We start from the raw sequence: 17052 nt of genomic DNA on the forward strand, positions 1-17052 counted from the left end.
TTCGAAAAACCGGCAATCCGCATGGCGGACGCCGGTTTTATTGGGGTTGCGGCTGCAACAGGGCTTCGACCTGCAGGGCCAGGCCCAGCACTGCATCGTCTTTCATGGCAGATTGCCAGATCATCAGGCCGACGGGAAGTTCGCTGCGGTCGTGGCAGGGCAGGGATATCGAGCAGCCATCGAGCATGTTAACCACCGCGGTGTTGCGAAGCAGCAGGCCATTGACGCGGAAAAATTCGGTGTCATCGGCAAGGCTGGCGATGGGCGGCGCGACGATGGGCACAGTGGGCGAGAGCATCGCGTCATAGCCCTCCAGTTGCTCCTCCATGCGACCGATCCAGCTCTTTCGGGCGGCAAGCAGGGTGATGTAGTCGGCAGCGCTCATGCCCGCGCCCTTGAGGATGCGTACCGCTACGCGCTGATCGTATTGCGCTTCGTGTCTTGCAATCAGCTCGCGGTGCCAGGCATAGCTCTCGGCAGCAGACAGGCCGCCGGTGGCGTTGATGGCTGCCAGCTCCGCGATGTCTTCGAGTGTGGTGTATTCAATTTCTGCGCCCGCCTGCTGCAACTGTGCAAGCGTGCGCTCGAAGGCGGCGGCGACCGTAGCATCCACGCCGTCCAGCATCCATGTACGCGGTACGCCAAAACGGCAGGATGAAAGGGGCTTGCCTGCCAGGTTGACGCTGCGCGCGGCCAACACTTCATGCACGGTGATGGCATCGCGCACGGTGCGGGTGAGGGCGCTGACGGTGTCCAGCGTGGTCGATAGCGGCAGTGCGCCTTCTGTCGGCACCAGCCTGGCCGTGCTTTTAAAACCAACGATGCCGCACAGCGCCGCCGGTATGCGGATCGAGCCGCCCGTGTCCGAGCCCAGGCCAATCAGCGCCGCGCCCGTAGCTACCGAGACGGCCGCGCCCGAAGACGACCCGCCTGGAATGCGGTCTACAACCTGATCCGCCGGGTTGACCGGCGTGCCGTAGTGCGGGTTGATGCCGACGCCCGAAAAGGCGAATTCGACCATGTTGGTGCGGCCGGCCAGTACGCCGCCGGCGGCCAGCAGGCGCGCTACCGCGGGGCAGGTTGCTTCTGCCGGTGCTGCATCCGCCAGCACCTTGGAACCCGCCCTGGTGGGCTGGCCAGCGATGTCAAACAGGTCCTTGACCGAGAAAGGGATGCCGGAAAGCGGCCCCTGAATGTCGCTGGAAGGGCCTGCTGGCGCGCGTTGGGGCTCAAAACCGGGCATGTAAACGTGCCGGCAGGCAGCACTTGCGGACGTTTTCAGGGCGTTTTCCAGAACCTGGGCCGGGCTGGTTTGACCCGCCTTGACCAGCTCCAGGGTGCTGTGGATATCGGCAGGTGTCGGTGGCTGGCTCATTGGGTGGGAAGGTGTTATACTCGACTGGCTTTGCAGATGACGCCGTGTTGTCTGCGGCAAATCGCAAATCAGCCATTCAAGGTGTTGCCGGGCCCCGTCATATGGGCTTCGCGATAAGCGCTGATTTTAGACACAACCTTTGGAGTATTCATATGTCAACCACCATGCGCGAAATGCTGGAAGCCGGCGTCCATTTCGGACACCAAACCCGCTTCTGGGACCCCAAGATGGCCCCGTACATCTTCGGTCATCGCAACCGCATCCACATCATCAACCTGGAAAAATCGCTCCCGATGTACCAGGACGCGATGAAGTTCGCGAAACAGCTGTCTGCCAACCGCGGCACCATCCTGATGGTCGGCACCAAGCGCCAGGCCCGTGAAATCGTTGCCACCGAAGCAAAGCGCGCTGGCGTGCCCTTCGTTGACCAGCGCTGGCTGGGCGGCATGCTGACCAACTTCAAGACGGTCAAGACCTCCATCAAGCGCCTGAAGGAAATGAAGGCCCAGCAGGAAGCCGGCCTCGATTCCATCAGCAAAAAAGAACAGCTGACCTTCAAGCGCGAAATCGAAAAGCTTGAAAAGGACATCGGCGGCATCCAGGACATGGCTGCACTGCCGGACGCGATTTTTGTGATCGACGTGGGCTTCCACAAGATCGCCGTGCTCGAAGCCAAGAAGCTGGGCATCCCGCTGATCGGCGTGGTTGACTCCAACCACTCGCCTATCGGCATCGACTACGTGATCCCCGGCAATGATGACTCGTCCAAGGCTGTGGCCCTGTACGCACGCGGCATTGCCGACGCCATCATCGAAGGCCGCGCCAACGCCGTCAACGACGTCGTGAAGATGGCCCAGCCCGAAAGCGCCGACGAATTCGTGGAAGTGAACGCTGCTGCCTGATTGTTCCGGCATTGCGCAAGACGCGAAAAAGGGGCTCGCGTAGCCCCTTTTTCACAAGTGAATGATTTTGGATGGCGGGTTGGGCGTGTGCTTCAACCCCGCTGCAACGACAAACGGAAACTGGAGATTTAAAAAATGGCTATTACCGCAAGCATGGTCGCTGAACTGCGCGCCAAGACCGACGCCCCCATGATGGAATGCAAAAAGGCTTTGACCGAAGCCGAGGGTGATTTCGAAAAAGCGGAAGAAATCCTGCGCGTCAAGCTGGGCAACAAGGCCGGCAAGGCTGCATCGCGTGTCACGGCTGAAGGCGTGATCGCCTATCACGCTGAAGGCGGCGTGGGCGCACTGGTTGAAATCAACTGCGAAACCGACTTTGTGACCAAGAACGACAGCTTCCTGGCATTCACCGATGCGGTTGCCAAGGGCATCGTCAAGAACAACCCGGCTGACGTGGCTGCTGTTGGCGCCATGCCCCTGAGCCTGGACGGCTTCGGCCCGACGGTTGAAGACGTGCGCAAGGGCCTGATCGGCAAGATCGGCGAGAACATGAGCGTGCGCCGCTTCAAGCGTTTCGCGGACAACAAGCTGGCGTCTTACCTTCACGGTACGCGCATCGGCGTGGTCGTCGAGTTTGACGGTGATGAGACTGCCGCCAAGGACGTTGCCATGCACGTGGCCGCCATGAAGCCGGTGTCGCTGTCCAGCGCCGATGTGCCTGCCGAACTGGTCGCCAAGGAGCGTTCGGTGGCAGCAGCCAAGGCCGCTGAAGATGCAGCCGTTGCAACTGCTGCAGGCAAGCCTGTGCAGTCCGCTGAAATCGTTGCCAAGCGCATCGAGGGCGGCGTCCAGAAGTACCTGAAGGAAGTCAGCCTGCACAACCAGGCTTTCGTCAAGAACGACAAGCAGACCGTCGAGCAGATGCTCAAGGAAAAAGGCACTGCAGTCAAAGCCTTCACGCTTTACGTTGTCGGCGAAGGCATCGAGAAGAAGGTTGACGACTTCGCAGCCGAAGTGGCGGCGCAGGTCGCAGCTGCCAAGGCAGCCTGAGTATTTTTCTACAGCCGGAAGGCCGCTAAACTTCAAATAACCCAACCTCCAGAAAGCGCCTACATGCCAGCCTACAAGCGAATCTTGTTAAAACTGTCAGGTGAGGCCTTGATGGGGGACGATGCCTTCGGCATCAACCGCGCGACCATCGTGCGCATGGTTGAAGAAATCGCCGAGGTCACCCGCATGGGTGTTGAAGTGGCCGTGGTCATAGGCGGCGGCAATATTTTTCGCGGTGTGGCGGGCGGTTCGGTCGGTATGGACCGCGCCACCGCAGACTACATGGGCATGCTGGCAACCGTCATGAATGCCCTGGCACTGGGCGATACCATGGACAAGGCCGGGCTGATCGCCCGTGTGATGTCCGCCATCGGCATCGAACGTGTCGTTGAGCCTTACGTACGTCCCAAGGCGCTTCAGTATCTTGAAGAAGGCAAGGTTGTCATCTTCGCCGCGGGTACGGGCAATCCTTTTTTCACGACCGATACTGCCGCCGCCTTGCGCGGCGCTGAAATCGGCGCTGAAATCGTGCTGAAAGCCACCAAGGTTGATGGCGTGTACACGGCTGACCCGAAAAAAGACCCGGCCGCTACACGTTATGCGAACATCACGTTTGATGAAGCCATGGGCAAAAACCTCGAAGTCATGGACGCCACGGCGTTTGCGCTGTGCCGTGACCAGAAGCTGCCCATCAAGGTTTTCAGCATTTTCAAGCACGGTGCCCTCAAGCGCGTCGTGATGGGTGAAGACGAGGGCACGCTGGTCCACGTTTAAGACCGACTTAAGCAGAGAGCATCAGACTTTCCATCTCACAGACATCCGGAGTCCGAAATCATGAGCATTGCCGAGATCAAGCAAACCGCAGAGCAGAAGATGCAGCAGTCGATGGAGGCGTTCAAAAACAGCCTGTCCAAAATCCGTACCGGCCGCGCCAATCCTGGCATCCTGGATACCGTGCAGGTTGATTACTACGGCTCCATGGTTCCCATCAGCCAGGTGGCCAACGTGTCGCTGCTTGATGCGCGCACCGTCAGTGTCGCGCCCTGGGAAAAAGGCATGGGGCCGAAGATTGAAAAGGCGATTCGTGATTCGGATTTGGGCCTTAACCCCGCAGCGCAGGGCGACCTGATTCGCGTGCCCATGCCGGCCATGACGGAAGAGCGCCGAAAGGAACTCACCAAGGTTGTTCGCAGCGAAGGGGAGCATGCCAAGGTCGCCGTGCGCAACCTGCGCCGCGATGCCAACGACCATGTCAAAAGGCTGCTCAAGGACAAGGAAATCTCAGAAGACGATGAGCGCCGTTCGCAGGACGAAGTCCAGAAATTCACGGACAGGTTCATCGCTGAAGTTGACAAGCTTGTCGCCAGCAAGGAACAAGACATCATGGCAGTTTGATCACGGTTAAATCAACCTGATCAAAACAATGGCCAAGCCAAAGTCCACAGCCGTCCCGCACCATGTCGCCATCGTGATGGATGGCAATGGGCGATGGGCCACCAAACGATTTTTACCGCGCGTAGCTGGCCACAAGCAGGGCGTGGATTCGCTGAGCCGCTGCGTTCAGGCATGCATGGACCGCGGCATTGGCGTGCTGACTGTTTTTGCCTTTTCGTCCGAAAACTGGAACCGTCCTTCCGACGAGGTTTCGGGCCTGATGGAACTGCTGGCTTTCTCCCTGTCGCGTGAGATGCCCCGGCTCAAGGCCAATGGCGTGCGCATTTATTTTGTGGGCGACCGCACCCGGCTTTCTGAAAAAGTACAAGAGGGTCTTGCACAGGCAGAACTCGCGACCTCTGACAACACCCGGCTTGTCTTCAATGTCTGCTTCAACTATGGCGGCCGCTGGGACATTGCCCAGGCAGCCCAAAAACTGATGAAAGCCGGCCAGGAAATTACGGAGATGTCGCTGGACAGGGCCATGGCCCTGGCTCATGTGCCTGATCCGGACCTGCTGATACGCACCGGGGGAGAACTGCGTATCAGCAATTTTCTGCTATGGCAGGCGGCTTATTCCGAGCTCCATTTTTCCGACCGGCTCTGGCCAGACTTTGACGAAGCGGCGCTCGATGAGGCCATCGCCATCTTTCAAAGCCGCGAGAGGCGGTTTGGACAGACCTCTGCGCAGCTGGAGGGGCGCAAATCCGCGGTGAGCCCGACTTCAAAGGAAAAGGTGACCTGATGCTCAGGCAGCGTGTGATCACCGCGATTGTTTTGCTGGCCGTACTGCTGCCCGCACTTTTTTACCCATCACCCGCACCTTTCTGCCTGCTGGCGCTGCTGCTGATAGCGGCCGGGGCCTGGGAGTGGGGCAAACTCAATGGCTGCAGCCAGAATCAGTCCCTGGTGCTGGGCGCAGTTTCTGTGGTGTTGTGTGCTGCCGCCTGGTACGCCGGACTGCTGACGAAGTCCTTGCCGCTGCTCTGGACCCTTGCAGGCGCTGCCTGGGTGTTGGCCGGCGCCTGGCTGTTGCGCGGCGGCGTGACTGGTTGGTCAACCATACCCCGGGCGATACGCATCCCTGCCGGGATTTTTGCGCTCTGGCTGGCCTGGCTGGCCATTTCCCAGGCGCGTGTCATGGGCATCAGTTTCCTGCTGTCGGTGTTGCTGCTGGTCTGGGTCGCCGACATTTTTGCCTACTTTGCAGGCCGCGCCTTTGGCGGGCGTTTCAGCAAGGGCAAGCTTGCGCCTGCCATCAGTCCCGGCAAGAGCTGGGAGGGTGTCTGGGGCGGTATGGCTGGGGTGGTTGTGCTGGCTCTCGCCTGGGGATTGTTCGAGCGCCAGTCGGGTGTGGCCGGAACTGCCAGCCTTTATGGCCGTCTATGGTCGCAGCACGGCCTGCTCGTTCTGCTGGTGTCTGCCATCTTCATGGCGGCCATGAGTGTGGTGGGCGATCTGGTCGAGTCGTTGATCAAGCGCAGCGCGGGCGCCAAGGATTCCAGTAATTTGCTGCCCGGCCATGGCGGGGTGCTTGATCGCGTGGATGCCTTGTTGCCCACCCTGCCGCTGGCCATGATGCTGATCAACCTGGCCGTTCCATGAGCGTGCGCAAACAGCGCGTCACGGTACTGGGCTCCACAGGTTCCGTTGGTGTCAATACACTGGATGTCATCGCCGCCCACAGGGATCGATTCGAAGTTTTTGCGCTGAGCGCCTCGACCCAGGTCGAACTCATGCTGGGGCAGTGCCGGCAGTTCACGCCGCGTTATGTGGTCATGGCAAGTGCGCCGCACGCAGTGCTGCTTGCTGAAAAGCTGAAACAGAACGGACTTCAGACGGAAGTTGTGCAGGGGCAGGGTGCCCTGTCGCAGATTGCCTCCCATGATGATGTGGATGCGGTCATGGCTGCGATTGTGGGTGCGGCTGGCCTTGAGCCCTGCATGGCTGCGGCCAGGTCGGGCAAGCGCCTGCTGCTTGCGAACAAGGAGGCGCTGGTTGTTGGGGGTGAAATTTTCCTTGATGCTGTCCGTAGCGGTGGTGCCCAGTTGCTGCCTATCGACAGCGAACATTCGGCGGTGTTCCAGTCTCTTCCCGAAGATCCGTCTACCTGGCCTGAACGGGTAGAGAAAATCATTCTGACTGCGTCGGGCGGGCCGTTTCGCACACGCGACCCGGCCACCTTGCGCGACGTGACGCCCGAGGAGGCTTGCGCTCATCCGAACTGGGTCATGGGCCGGAAAATCTCGGTTGACTCTGCGACCATGATGAACAAGGCGCTGGAAGTCATTGAGGCCAGGTACCTTTTCGGGCTGGCGCCTTCGCAGATTGAGGTGGTGATACACCCGCAGAGCGTCATTCACTCCATGGTGCAGTACCTGGATACTTCTGTCGTGGCCCAGTTGGGGTGCCCCGACATGCGGGTGCCTATTGCCTACGGCCTGGCCTGGCCTGGCCGTATTGCCTCCGGGGCGCAGGCGCTCGATTTTCGTGCCATGGCCAACATGACGTTTGAAGTGCCTGATCACGCTCGGTTTCCTGGCCTGCAACTGGCATGGGACGTGCTCGCCGCGCCGGTCGGTACGACAGCCATACTCAATGCCGCAAATGAGATCGCTGTTGCAAAGTTCCTTGAGAAGCGCATACGGTTTGACCAGATCCACTCTGTAAACCTTGCAACTTTGGACAGGCTTTCCGTATCCGACATCCACGGAATTGATGACCTGCTCGCGCTTGACGCCGAGGCGCGTTCTGTGGCCGGTGATATCGCCGGACAACTGGAGTTTTGAGATGTTGACTGTGATTGCTTTTCTGGTTGCCCTGGGCTTGCTGATTGCGGTGCATGAATACGGTCATTACCGGGTCGCCGTTGCCTGCGGGATCAAGGTATTGAAGTACTCGATCGGTTTCGGCAAACCGATCTACACCTGGCGGCTCAAGGGCAAACCAACCGAATTTTCCATCGCCATGTTGCCATTGGGTGGTTACGTGAAGATGCTGGATGAGCGTGAGGGTCCGGTGGATCCCGCCGAACGGCATCTGGCTTTCAATACACAGCCTCTCAAATCACGTGCTGCCGTTGTCGCTGCAGGCCCTATCGCAAACCTGCTGCTCGCCGTACTTCTTTACAGCGTGGTCAACTGGATTGGCCTGCAGGAGCCGAAAGCCGTTCTGGCCAGCCCTGTTGCCGGCTCGATTGCCGATCGGGCAGGCCTGCGCGGTGAAGACCTTGTCCGTCAGGCCGCGTTTGACGGCGATGCGCTTGAGGATGTCCGCTCTTTCGAAGACCTGAGGTGGCGCCTGACGCAGGGGGCGCTCAATGGCCGGGATGTACGTCTGGCTGTCAGCGCCAATGTCAATCCGCAGGAGGCAGACGCGCTTCCCGTCAAGGAAGTCGTCCTGAAAATGGCGGAGTTGAATGCCAGCGATGCAGATGCGCAGCAGTTCCGCAAGATCGGCATTCTGGGTCCGTGGACCAGTCCGCTTATCGGGGAGGTGATGGCCGGCAGTGCGGCGGCCAGGGCCGGTTTGCGTGCGGGAGACGTGGTGCGGCGTATTGGTAACACGGTTATTGTGGATGGTCAGCAGTTGCGTGAAGCCATTCGATCATCTGTATCGCAAGGCAGCAATTCAACGGGTGCCATAACGCAGACATGGCAGCTTTTGCGGGCGGGACAGGCCCTTTCTCTTGAAGTGACACCTGACGTCCGCCTGGAGGGAGCGCTGGGTGTTGGTCGCATTGGCGCCTATGTCGGTGCTCCGCCTGTGTTTGTTACCGTACGCTACGGCCTGTTTGACGGATTGTGGCAGGGGGCAGTCCGGACCTGGCAGGTGTCGGTGCTGACCCTGAAAATGATGGGCAAGATGGTGACCGGACAGGCTTCCCTGAAAAATCTCAGCGGTCCCCTGACGATTGCCGACTATGCCGGCAAATCGGCCAGCCTTGGCTGGAGCGCGTACCTGCTGTTTCTGGCTCTCATCAGTGTCAGTCTTGGCGTGCTTAATTTACTGCCGCTGCCGGTTCTGGACGGTGGGCACCTGATGTATTATCTTTGGGAAGCCGTCACCGGGCGGGGGGTGTCAGACGCCTGGATGGGCAGACTGCAGCGCGGTGGCGTTGCCCTGCTACTGTGCATGATGTCCGTAGCCCTGTTTAACGATGTCACCCGGCTCTTTGGCTAGCATCCAGATTCCCACCCGGCTAACACCTAAAGTTCATGCAAAAACAATTCAATCGATTCAAACTTCGAACGGTGTCTGCCATCGCGGCCAGCCTGCTGATTGCACACTCGGCCTGGGCAGTAGATCCCTTCACGGTACGTGACATCCGCGTGGAGGGCCTTCAGCGGGTCGAGCCGGGAACCATATTTGCCTCCCTTCCATTTCGCGTGGGTGAAACCTACAGCGACGACAAGGGCTCAACGGCCATTCGCGCACTTTTTGCCCTTGGCCTTTTCAAGGATGTGCGCCTTGAAGTCAGTGGCGATGTCCTGGTTGTGATCGTTGAAGAGCGTCCCACCATTGCCGACGTGAGTTTTGTCGGATCCAAGGAATTTGACAAGGACGTGCTGAAAAAAGCACTGCGCGAAATCGGCCTGAACGATGGCCAGCCGTTTGACAAGGCACTGGCTGACAAGGCCGAGCAGGAACTCAAGCGTCAATACATCAACAAGAGCATGTACAGCGCGGAGGTGATTACCACCGTAACCCCTATCGAGCGTAACCGGGTCAACCTCACATTCAATGTGGTGGAGGGGGATGTCGCGAAGATCAAGGAGATCCGCATCGTCGGCAACAAGGCATTCAGCGAAGGCACCCTGCGCGACCTGTTTGACCTGGACACCGGCGGCTGGATGAGCTGGTACACAAAATCAGACCGTTATTCGCGCACCAAGCTGAATGCGGATATCGAAACGCTGCGCTCTTATTACCTGTCGCGTGGCTATCTGGAATTCAGGATTGATTCAACCCAGGTTGCGATCTCTCCGGACAAGCAGGACGTCAGCATCACCATCAACATCAGCGAGGGTGAGCGGTTTATTGTTTCTGGCGTCAAGCTTGAAGGCAATTTCATCAACAAGGAAGACGAGTTCAAATCCCTTGTCACTATCAAGCCCGGTGAAGCCTACAACGCCGATACCGTCGCGGCGACGACCAAGGCGTTCACGGATTATTTTGGTACCTTCGGTTTTGCGTTTGCGCGGGTGGAGGCAGTTCCGGAAATCGACCGCGTCAACAACCGGGTATCGCTTGTATTGCAGGGTGAGCCTTCGAGGCGTGCCTATGTGCGGCGTATCAATGTCTCGGGCAACAATCGCACCCGCGATGAAGTGATTCGCCGCGAATTCAGGCAGTTCGAATCGTCATGGTATGACGGTGACAAGATTCGCCTGTCTCGTGACCGTGTGGACCGCCTTGGCTTTTTTACGGATGTCACCGTTGATACGCAGGATGTAAGTGGAACGCAGGATCAGGTTGATGTGGCTGTGACAGTTGTCGAGAAGCCTACCGGCAATATGCAGCTAGGTGCGGGATTCTCAAGTGGAGAGAAACTGTCTTTGAGCTTTGGTGTGAAGCAAGAAAACATATTTGGTTCCGGTAACTACCTCGGCGTGGAGGTGAACACCAGCAAGTTGTACCGAACCCTGGTTTTAACCACCGTAGATCCATATTTCACGGCGGATGGCATATCGAGGTCGTTAGATCTGTATTTTCGAACTACCCGTCCGCTTGATGGGCAGGGCGGCGACTATGGTTTGAAAACCACAGGTGCCAGCTTGCGCTTCGGCGTGCCGTTTAGTGAAACTGACACAGTTTATTTTGGCGGTGGCTATGAGCGCCTGACTATTGAGTCCGGGATCAATCCTTTGCCAACAACCTATTTGGCCTACGCTAACCAGTTCGGATTCACCAGCTCATCGGTGCCCCTGACAGTAGGCTGGACGCGGGATGACCGTGACAGTGCGCTGGTACCCACAAAAGGGCGTTATCAGCGTGCTTTCGGAGAGTGGGGCGTCGCTGGTGAGGCCCGATATGTGCGGGGGAATTATCAAGTCCAGCAGTACATACCACTAAACAAACAATATACGGTAGCGCTGAATGCGGAGTTGGGTTGGGGCAAGGGTCTGGATAATCGGCCGTTCCCGATCTTCAAGAATTTCTCGTCAGGTGGCCTTGGATCGGTGCGTGGCTTCCAGCAGGGCTCTCTGGGTCCACGGGACGCCTCGGATCTGGCTCTCGGCGGTCCCAAGAAGATATCGCTCAACGGTGAGTTGATTGCGCCATTCCCCGGCACGGGAAATGACCGCACACTGCGCATGTTTGCATTTATAGACGCAGGTAATGTGTTCGGTGAAAATCAGAAATACAGCGTCAGCGAGCTCCGGGCTTCAGTGGGTATAGGCGTCAGCTGGATCTCGCCTGTGGGCCCTTTGCGCCTGGGTATCGCAAACCCCATCAGGAAAAAAGTTGGCGATAGAATAGAGCGTTTTCAATTCCAGATCGGTACATCTTTCTAATGATGAATATCTCACGCCAACTACTTTTGGGCTCTTTGATTGCAGTGGCAGGGTTTTCCGCTTCTGCCCAGGAATTCAAGGTCGGGATCGTCAATCTGGACAGGATTTTTCGGGAAGCCAATTCTGCAAAAGCGGCACAAACCAAGCTTGAAGCCGAGTTTGGCAAACGCGACAAGGAACTGAACGATGTTGCGACGCAGCTCAAGACGCTGTCGGACAAGTTCGAGCGCGAAGCACCAACCTTGTCTGAAACACAGAGAAACACACGGCAGAAACAGCTCGTCGATCAGGACCGTGATTTTCAGCGCAAGCGCCGCGAGTTCCAGGAAGACCTCAATGCCCGCAAGAATGAAGAGCTTCAGCAGGTCATAGAGCGTGCCAATCGTGTCGTCAAAACCCTTGCCGAGGCTGAAAAGTACGACCTGATCATTCAGGAAGCGGTCTATGTCAACCCCAAGCATGACATTACTGACAAAGTGCTCAGGGCATTGAATGCCGCGGGCGGCAGGTAAGCTGCGCAGTAGTTACTGGCCTTGCCCGGCGGGTGAAGCGTGACGCTCAAACTCGCCGCCATCGTGGAGTCGCTGGCTGGCGAGTTTGATGCCCGACTGTTAGGCGATTCCGGCATCCAGATTGAAGGTTTGTCGACTCTGGACATGGCCACCGGTCATGATCTGACTTTCCTTAGCCATCCGAAATACACGGGCCAGCTGGCTGATTGCAAGGCGGGTTGTGTGGTCGTGTCACCGTTGGCTGAAGACGCAGCCATCAGGCGGGGTGCGTGCATTGTTGTTGACGATCCCTACCGCTACTTTGCGCGCATCACGCAGATATGGAAGCAGCACCTGTCTCCTGCGTCCTTGCCATTCATACATCCGACGGCATTCATTGATCCGGCAGCCAGGGTCGCCGAAAATGTTTCGGTTGGAGCGTTTGCCTCCATTGGCCCGGGTGCAGACATTGCTGCAGGCGTTCATATCGGGGCGCATGCCTTTGTTGGTGCACATGCCACGATTGGCAAGGACAGCCGCCTTGCCGCACGGGTCACCATCCTCGACGGATGCAGGATTGGCGAACGTTGCATCTTGCATCCGGGCGCGGTGATAGGGGCCGACGGATTCGGTTTTGCGCCGCATGACGGCCAGTGGGAAAAGATTGAACAGCTTGGGTCGGTTCGTATTGGCAATGATGTGGAAATCGGCGCCAACACATGCATTGACCGTGGCGCACTGCAGGACACAGTGATCGGGGACGGCGTCAAGCTGGACAACCTGATACAGATAGGGCACAACGTGCACGTCGGTGAACACACCGCCATGGCCGGATGTGTCGGCGTTGCCGGCAGTGCGCGCATCGGACGCCACTGCACCATAGGCGGCGGGGCCGTGGTGCTGGGGCACCTGACGCTTGCAGACCATGTTCATGTCTCTGCAGCATCCGTTGTCACGCGCTCAATTCTCAAGCCCGGCAATTACACCGGGCTCTTTCCTATAGACGACAATGCTGCCTGGGAAAAAAATGCCGCCACGCTCAAGCAACTGCATACGCTGCGGGACAGGCTCAAGGTGATCGAGCGATCACTTGCAGGCCAGCTGAAACACACCGAAGAAAAATCATGATGGACATTCACCAGATTCTCAAACAATTGCCGCACCGCTATCCATTCCTGCTGGTGGATCGTGTTCTGGAAATTGAAAAAGGCAAAAGTATCAAGGCGTTGAAGAATGTCACGATCAATGAGCCATTTTTTGTTGGCCACTTTCCTCACCGGCCGGTGATGCCCGGTGTGTTGATGCTTGAAGCCATGGCCCAGGTAGCGGCGCTGCTGGCGTTTGACACGCTCGGGGTTACGCCTGACGACAAGACGGTCTATTACTTCGCAGGCATTGATGGCGCACGCTTCAAGCGGCCGGTGGAGCCCGGTGACCAGCTCATCATGGATGTGACCCTGGACCGCATGAAGGCCGGCATTTTCAAGTTCAAGGGCGTCACGCGCGTGGGTGAAAACGTTGCATGTGAAGCAGAACTCATGTGCACCATGCGAACCATTGCCTGAGCGGGCGCAGTAAATGACTCAGAGCGTTTCCGTGACGGGCATACACCCCACGGCCCTGGTAGATTCGAAGGCGGAACTCGACAGTTCCGTCAGCGTAGGCCCTTACACGGTCATTGGCCCGCACGTGAAAGTGGGCGCGGGCACCACCATTGGTGCGCATTGCGTGATTGAAGGCCACACCACCATTGGTCGTGATAACCGGATCTTCCAGTTCAACTCCCTGGGAGCCATTCCCCAGGACAAGAAGTATGCGGGCGAGCCCTGCGAGCTTGTCATTGGTGATCGCAATACCGTCAGGGAGTTTTGCACCTTCAACATAGGTTCTCCCGGCGATGCCGGCGTGACACGTGTGGGCAATGACAACTGGATCATGGCCTACGTACACCTGGCGCATGACTGCCAGGTTGGCAATAACACCATCTTTGCCAACAACTCGCAACTGGCCGGGCATGTGCATGTGGGTGACTGGGTCATTCTGGGTGGTTTTACCGTTGTGCATCAGTTCGTGCGCCTGGGTGCCCACAGCATGACTGCCATGTGTTCCCTGCTGTTTGCAGACCTGCCACCCTTTGTCATGACCCAGGGGCAACCGGCGGAAGCGCGTTCGATGAATTTTGAAGGCTTGCGCCGCCGTGGGTTTTCGCCGGATCGCATCGCAGCCGTGAAGGCCATGCACAAGGCCCTCTATCGCGAAGACCTCACGCTGGAGCAGGCGAAGCTGCGGATTGCCGGTTTGACCGACAAACACCCTGAAGCTGAGCAGGATGTGCAGATGATGACATCCTTCCTGGATCACACCTCGCCGCACCGCGGCATTGTGCGCTAGTCCCATGCCCGCAGGTTCGATGCCTTTGCCGGTCCGGGGCGACGCTGGCAAAGACGGGTCTGAACCTGTTCATCCCATGACACCCCAAATCGCCATGGTCGCCGGTGAGACCTCTGGCGACCTTCTTGCCGGGCTGCTGCTTGACGGATTCAAGTCCCGTTGGCCATCAATGCGCTCTGCAGGAATTGGCGGTCCTAACATGATCAGGCGCGGCTTTGATGCCTGGTGGCCCAGCGAAAAGCTGGCTGTGCGGGGGTATGTGGAAGTACTGCGGCACTACCGGGAGATCGTGGGCATACGCAAGCAACTGAAGCAGCGCCTGTTGCAGGATCCGCCAGATATTTTCGTTGGCGTCGATGCGCCCGACTTCAATCTCGACCTTGAGGCAGACCTGAAAAGCCAGGGCATCAAGACCGTGCATTTTGTAAGTCCCTCGGTCTGGGCATGGCGTGCTGAACGCATCGAAAAAATCAGGCGCAGCGTGGATCATGTGCTGTGCATTTTTCCGTTTGAACCCGCCTTGCTGGCTTCGCATGGCATATCTGCCACCTATGTGGGCCATCCCCTGGCAGGGGTCATCCCTATGCAGCCGGATCGCGTACGAGCACGTCAAGCGCTGGGCCTGCTGAATGAAGACCTGGTCGTCGCCATCCTGCCGGGGAGCAGAAAATCTGAAATCCAGTACCTTGCGTCAAGGTTCTTTCGGGCCGCCGCCCTGATTCGAAAAGCAAGAGCGTCTGTCAAATTTGTGGTGCCCGCAGTGCCCTTGCTCAAAGGCATGATTGAGCAGATTGCATTTGAAAATGGCATGGGTCCGCATCTTCAGATTGTTGAAGGAAGGTCCCATGACGTGCTGGCTGCCTGTGATGTCACGCTGATTGCCAGCGGCACCGCCACACTTGAGGCCGCGCTTTTCAAGCGCCCCATGGTGATTGCCTACAACATGAACTGGCTGTCATGGCAGATCATGCGTCGCAAAAAGCTCCAGCCATGGGTGGGTCTGCCCAATATCCTTTGCCAGGATTTTGTGGTGCCCGAGTTATTGCAGGATGCTGCCACGCCCGAGGCGCTGTCGGCGGCCGTCCTGCATTGGCTGGATGCCAGATCATCAGCGCCTGACAAAATAGCGGCCGTGGAACAAAGATTTACTGCGTTGCATGCAGCGTTGCAACGCGATACGTCAAAATTGGCAACCGATGCGATCCAGAAAATTCTTGAAGGCTGAGCAGGCAGCGTTTTCCTGGGATATTCCGGGGCTGATGGCCGGTGTGGATGAGGCCGGCCGTGGCCCGCTGATGGGGCCGGTTGTGGCCGCCGCCGTCATCCTTGATGAGTTGAACCCCATCAAGGGCCTGGCCGATTCAAAAAAGCTGACGGCCCTCAAGCGGGAAAAGCTTTACGACGAGATACGCGCCAAGGCGCTGTGTCATTCGATTGCCCTGGCCACCGCCGAAGAAATTGACAACCTCAACATTCTGCAGGCCACCATGCTGGCCATGAAACGTGCGGTAGAGGGGCTGCGCCTCAAGCCCAACAAGGTGCTGGTCGATGGCAACCGCCTGCCCACCCTTGTGATTCTTTCGGAGGCCATTGTGGGTGGCGATGCGCTGGTGCCGTCCATTTCTGCAGCCTCCATACTCGCCAAGGTTTACCGTGACCGCTGGTGCGCCGAGTTCCACCTGCAATACCCGCAATATGGCTTTGCCGACCACAAGGGCTATGGAACTGCAGAACACCTCGCCGCCCTGCGGGAGCATGGCGCCTGTCCACAGCACCGCCGCTCGTTTGGGCCGGTTGCAGAGGTTTTGAGGTGACGGGCTCCGGTGCCGTGCCGACGATAAGCGTCACTTCCCGCGATAACCCGCTGATCAGGGAAATACGCAAGCTCTCGGGCGACAGCACGGCCTACCGCAAGCATGGCCGCGTCTGGCTTGAAGGCGATCACCTTTGCCGGGCTGCCCTGGCACGCGGCATGCTGCCCGCCGTGGCTGTTTTTTCAGAGTCGTTCTGGCCGGTGGCACCTGCTGAACTCGCGCGCTCCGCTGCCAAAAACATAGTCATACCTGACGCACTGCTGCCCGAGATCAGCGGCCTGGAGTCACCTGCCGCCATGGGGTTTGTGCTGGATTTGCCGGTGGAGTTGCCATTGGATCCCGGCAAGGCTTCCGTCATTCTTGACCGGGTGCAGGATGCCGGTAATGTCGGCTCCATTTTGCGCAGCGCTGCGGCCTTTGGTTTTGGGCAGGTCATTGCCCTCAAGGGCACGGCAGCCCTGTGGTCCCCCAAGGTCCTGCGTGCCGGCATGGGCGCGCATTTTGCGCTGCGGCTTGTCGAAAGCGTTGAGATCGAGGCCTTGAACGGCCTGGCAGTGCCCATTGTGGTCACAAGCTCCCACCAGGGGGCTTTGCTTCACCAGCAAAAGCTGCCCATGCCGTGTGCCTGGGCCATGGGCCATGAGGGCCAGGGCGTCAGCGACGCGCTGATGGAGCGCTCGGCATTCAGGGTGCGCATTGATCAGCCTGGAGGCGAAGAATCCCTCAATGTGGCGGCAGCGGCGGCGATTTGCCTGTATGCGAGCTCGATTTCACGCAGCTAGCTGGATTTACCAGGCAGGGCGTATTTAAAGCGAAGAAGGTTTTCGCAAGCAGGGGCCGCGGTCCGGCTTTGCCGGCCGCAGGCGCAGCGGCCCCCTCGGGGGGCAGGGAGCTACACGAAGTGAGCGACCGTGGGGGCTCTTCTTCGCAAGCAGGGGCCGCGGAACTGGCTTCGCCAGGCCGCAGGCGCAGCGGCCCCCTCGGGGGGCAGGGAGCTACACGAAGTGAGCGACCGTGGGGGCTCTTCTTCGCAAGCAGGGGCCGCGGAACTGGCTTCGCCAGGCCGCAGGCGCAGCG

17 protein-coding genes are annotated in these 17052 nt (G+C 58.6%); 16 read left to right on the forward strand and 1 reads right to left on the reverse strand.

Annotated elements, in window-relative coordinates:
- Nucleotides 1-37 precede the first annotated feature (37 nt).
- The gene (locus HYX42_RS01225; RefSeq protein ID WP_293398779.1) at nucleotides 38-1375 is read right to left on the reverse strand and encodes an amidase; all 1338 of its coding nucleotides are present in this window, start codon (nucleotides 1373-1375) and stop codon (nucleotides 38-40) included.
- Between the two features lie 152 nt (nucleotides 1376-1527).
- Between HYX42_RS01225 and rpsB the strand changes: the two genes are divergently transcribed.
- The 16 genes from rpsB (at nucleotide 1528) to HYX42_RS01305 (ending at nucleotide 16757) form a co-directional block, all read left to right on the forward strand.
- Nucleotides 1528-2277, forward strand: coding sequence for a 30S ribosomal protein S2 (gene rpsB / locus HYX42_RS01230; RefSeq protein WP_293398780.1), 750 nt, complete (start codon nucleotides 1528-1530; stop codon nucleotides 2275-2277).
- A 135-nt stretch (nucleotides 2278-2412) separates the two neighbouring features.
- On the forward strand, nucleotides 2413-3327 hold the full coding sequence (tsf, locus tag HYX42_RS01235) for a translation elongation factor Ts (protein WP_293398781.1): 915 nt from the start codon (nucleotides 2413-2415) through the stop codon (nucleotides 3325-3327).
- 63 nt (nucleotides 3328-3390) lie between these two features.
- Nucleotides 3391-4101, forward strand: coding sequence for a UMP kinase (gene pyrH / locus HYX42_RS01240; RefSeq protein ID WP_293398782.1), 711 nt, complete (start codon nucleotides 3391-3393; stop codon nucleotides 4099-4101).
- A 60-nt stretch (nucleotides 4102-4161) separates the two neighbouring features.
- Complete coding sequence (gene frr, locus HYX42_RS01245; protein WP_293398783.1) at nucleotides 4162-4722, forward strand: ribosome recycling factor; 561 nt, start codon at nucleotides 4162-4164, stop codon at nucleotides 4720-4722.
- Between the two features lie 28 nt (nucleotides 4723-4750).
- Entirely contained in the window at nucleotides 4751-5506 is a 756-nt protein-coding gene (uppS, locus tag HYX42_RS01250; RefSeq protein WP_293398784.1) for a polyprenyl diphosphate synthase, read from the forward strand.
- On the forward strand, nucleotides 5506-6366 hold the full coding sequence (locus HYX42_RS01255; protein WP_293398785.1) for a phosphatidate cytidylyltransferase: 861 nt from the start codon (nucleotides 5506-5508) through the stop codon (nucleotides 6364-6366). The genes uppS and HYX42_RS01255 overlap by 1 nt, the downstream gene beginning before the upstream one ends.
- Nucleotides 6363-7550: a 1-deoxy-D-xylulose-5-phosphate reductoisomerase gene (gene ispC, locus HYX42_RS01260; protein WP_293398786.1), complete on the forward strand. Its 1188-nt coding sequence runs from the start codon at nucleotides 6363-6365 to the stop codon at nucleotides 7548-7550. The genes HYX42_RS01255 and ispC overlap by 4 nt, the downstream gene beginning before the upstream one ends.
- A gap of 1 nt (nucleotide 7551) precedes the next feature.
- A complete protein-coding gene (gene rseP, locus HYX42_RS01265; RefSeq protein ID WP_293398787.1) occupies nucleotides 7552-8943 on the forward strand; it encodes an RIP metalloprotease RseP in 1392 nt (463 codons plus the stop codon).
- Between the two features lie 35 nt (nucleotides 8944-8978).
- Entirely contained in the window at nucleotides 8979-11279 is a 2301-nt protein-coding gene (bamA, locus tag HYX42_RS01270) for an outer membrane protein assembly factor BamA (protein WP_293398788.1), read from the forward strand.
- A complete protein-coding gene (locus tag HYX42_RS01275) occupies nucleotides 11279-11791 on the forward strand; it encodes an OmpH family outer membrane protein (protein ID WP_293398789.1) in 513 nt (170 codons plus the stop codon). Before bamA ends, HYX42_RS01275 begins: the two co-directional genes overlap by 1 nt.
- Before the next feature lie 39 nt (nucleotides 11792-11830).
- Nucleotides 11831-12898: a UDP-3-O-(3-hydroxymyristoyl)glucosamine N-acyltransferase gene (gene lpxD / locus HYX42_RS01280; RefSeq protein ID WP_293398790.1), complete on the forward strand. Its 1068-nt coding sequence runs from the start codon at nucleotides 11831-11833 to the stop codon at nucleotides 12896-12898.
- Nucleotides 12895-13335 (forward strand): 3-hydroxyacyl-ACP dehydratase FabZ, encoded by a 441-nt coding sequence (fabZ, locus tag HYX42_RS01285; RefSeq protein ID WP_293398791.1) that lies wholly within the window; start codon nucleotides 12895-12897, stop codon nucleotides 13333-13335. The genes lpxD and fabZ overlap by 4 nt, the downstream gene beginning before the upstream one ends.
- A gap of 13 nt (nucleotides 13336-13348) precedes the next feature.
- Nucleotides 13349-14161, forward strand: a complete 813-nt coding sequence (gene lpxA, locus HYX42_RS01290) for an acyl-ACP--UDP-N-acetylglucosamine O-acyltransferase (protein WP_293398792.1) — start codon at nucleotides 13349-13351, stop codon at nucleotides 14159-14161.
- Nucleotides 14162-14255: 94 nt separating this feature from the next.
- Complete coding sequence (gene lpxB / locus HYX42_RS01295; RefSeq protein WP_293399989.1) at nucleotides 14256-15386, forward strand: lipid-A-disaccharide synthase; 1131 nt, start codon at nucleotides 14256-14258, stop codon at nucleotides 15384-15386.
- Nucleotides 15358-15975 (forward strand): ribonuclease HII, encoded by a 618-nt coding sequence (gene rnhB / locus HYX42_RS01300; protein WP_293398793.1) that lies wholly within the window; start codon nucleotides 15358-15360, stop codon nucleotides 15973-15975. Before lpxB ends, rnhB begins: the two co-directional genes overlap by 29 nt.
- On the forward strand, nucleotides 15972-16757 hold the full coding sequence (locus tag HYX42_RS01305) for an RNA methyltransferase (RefSeq protein WP_293398794.1): 786 nt from the start codon (nucleotides 15972-15974) through the stop codon (nucleotides 16755-16757). Before rnhB ends, HYX42_RS01305 begins: the two co-directional genes overlap by 4 nt.
- Nucleotides 16758-17052: the final 295 nt, after the last annotated feature.

The organism is Polaromonas sp., assembly GCF_016185115.1.
Classification (GTDB): domain Bacteria; phylum Pseudomonadota; class Gammaproteobacteria; order Burkholderiales; family Burkholderiaceae_C; genus Polaromonas.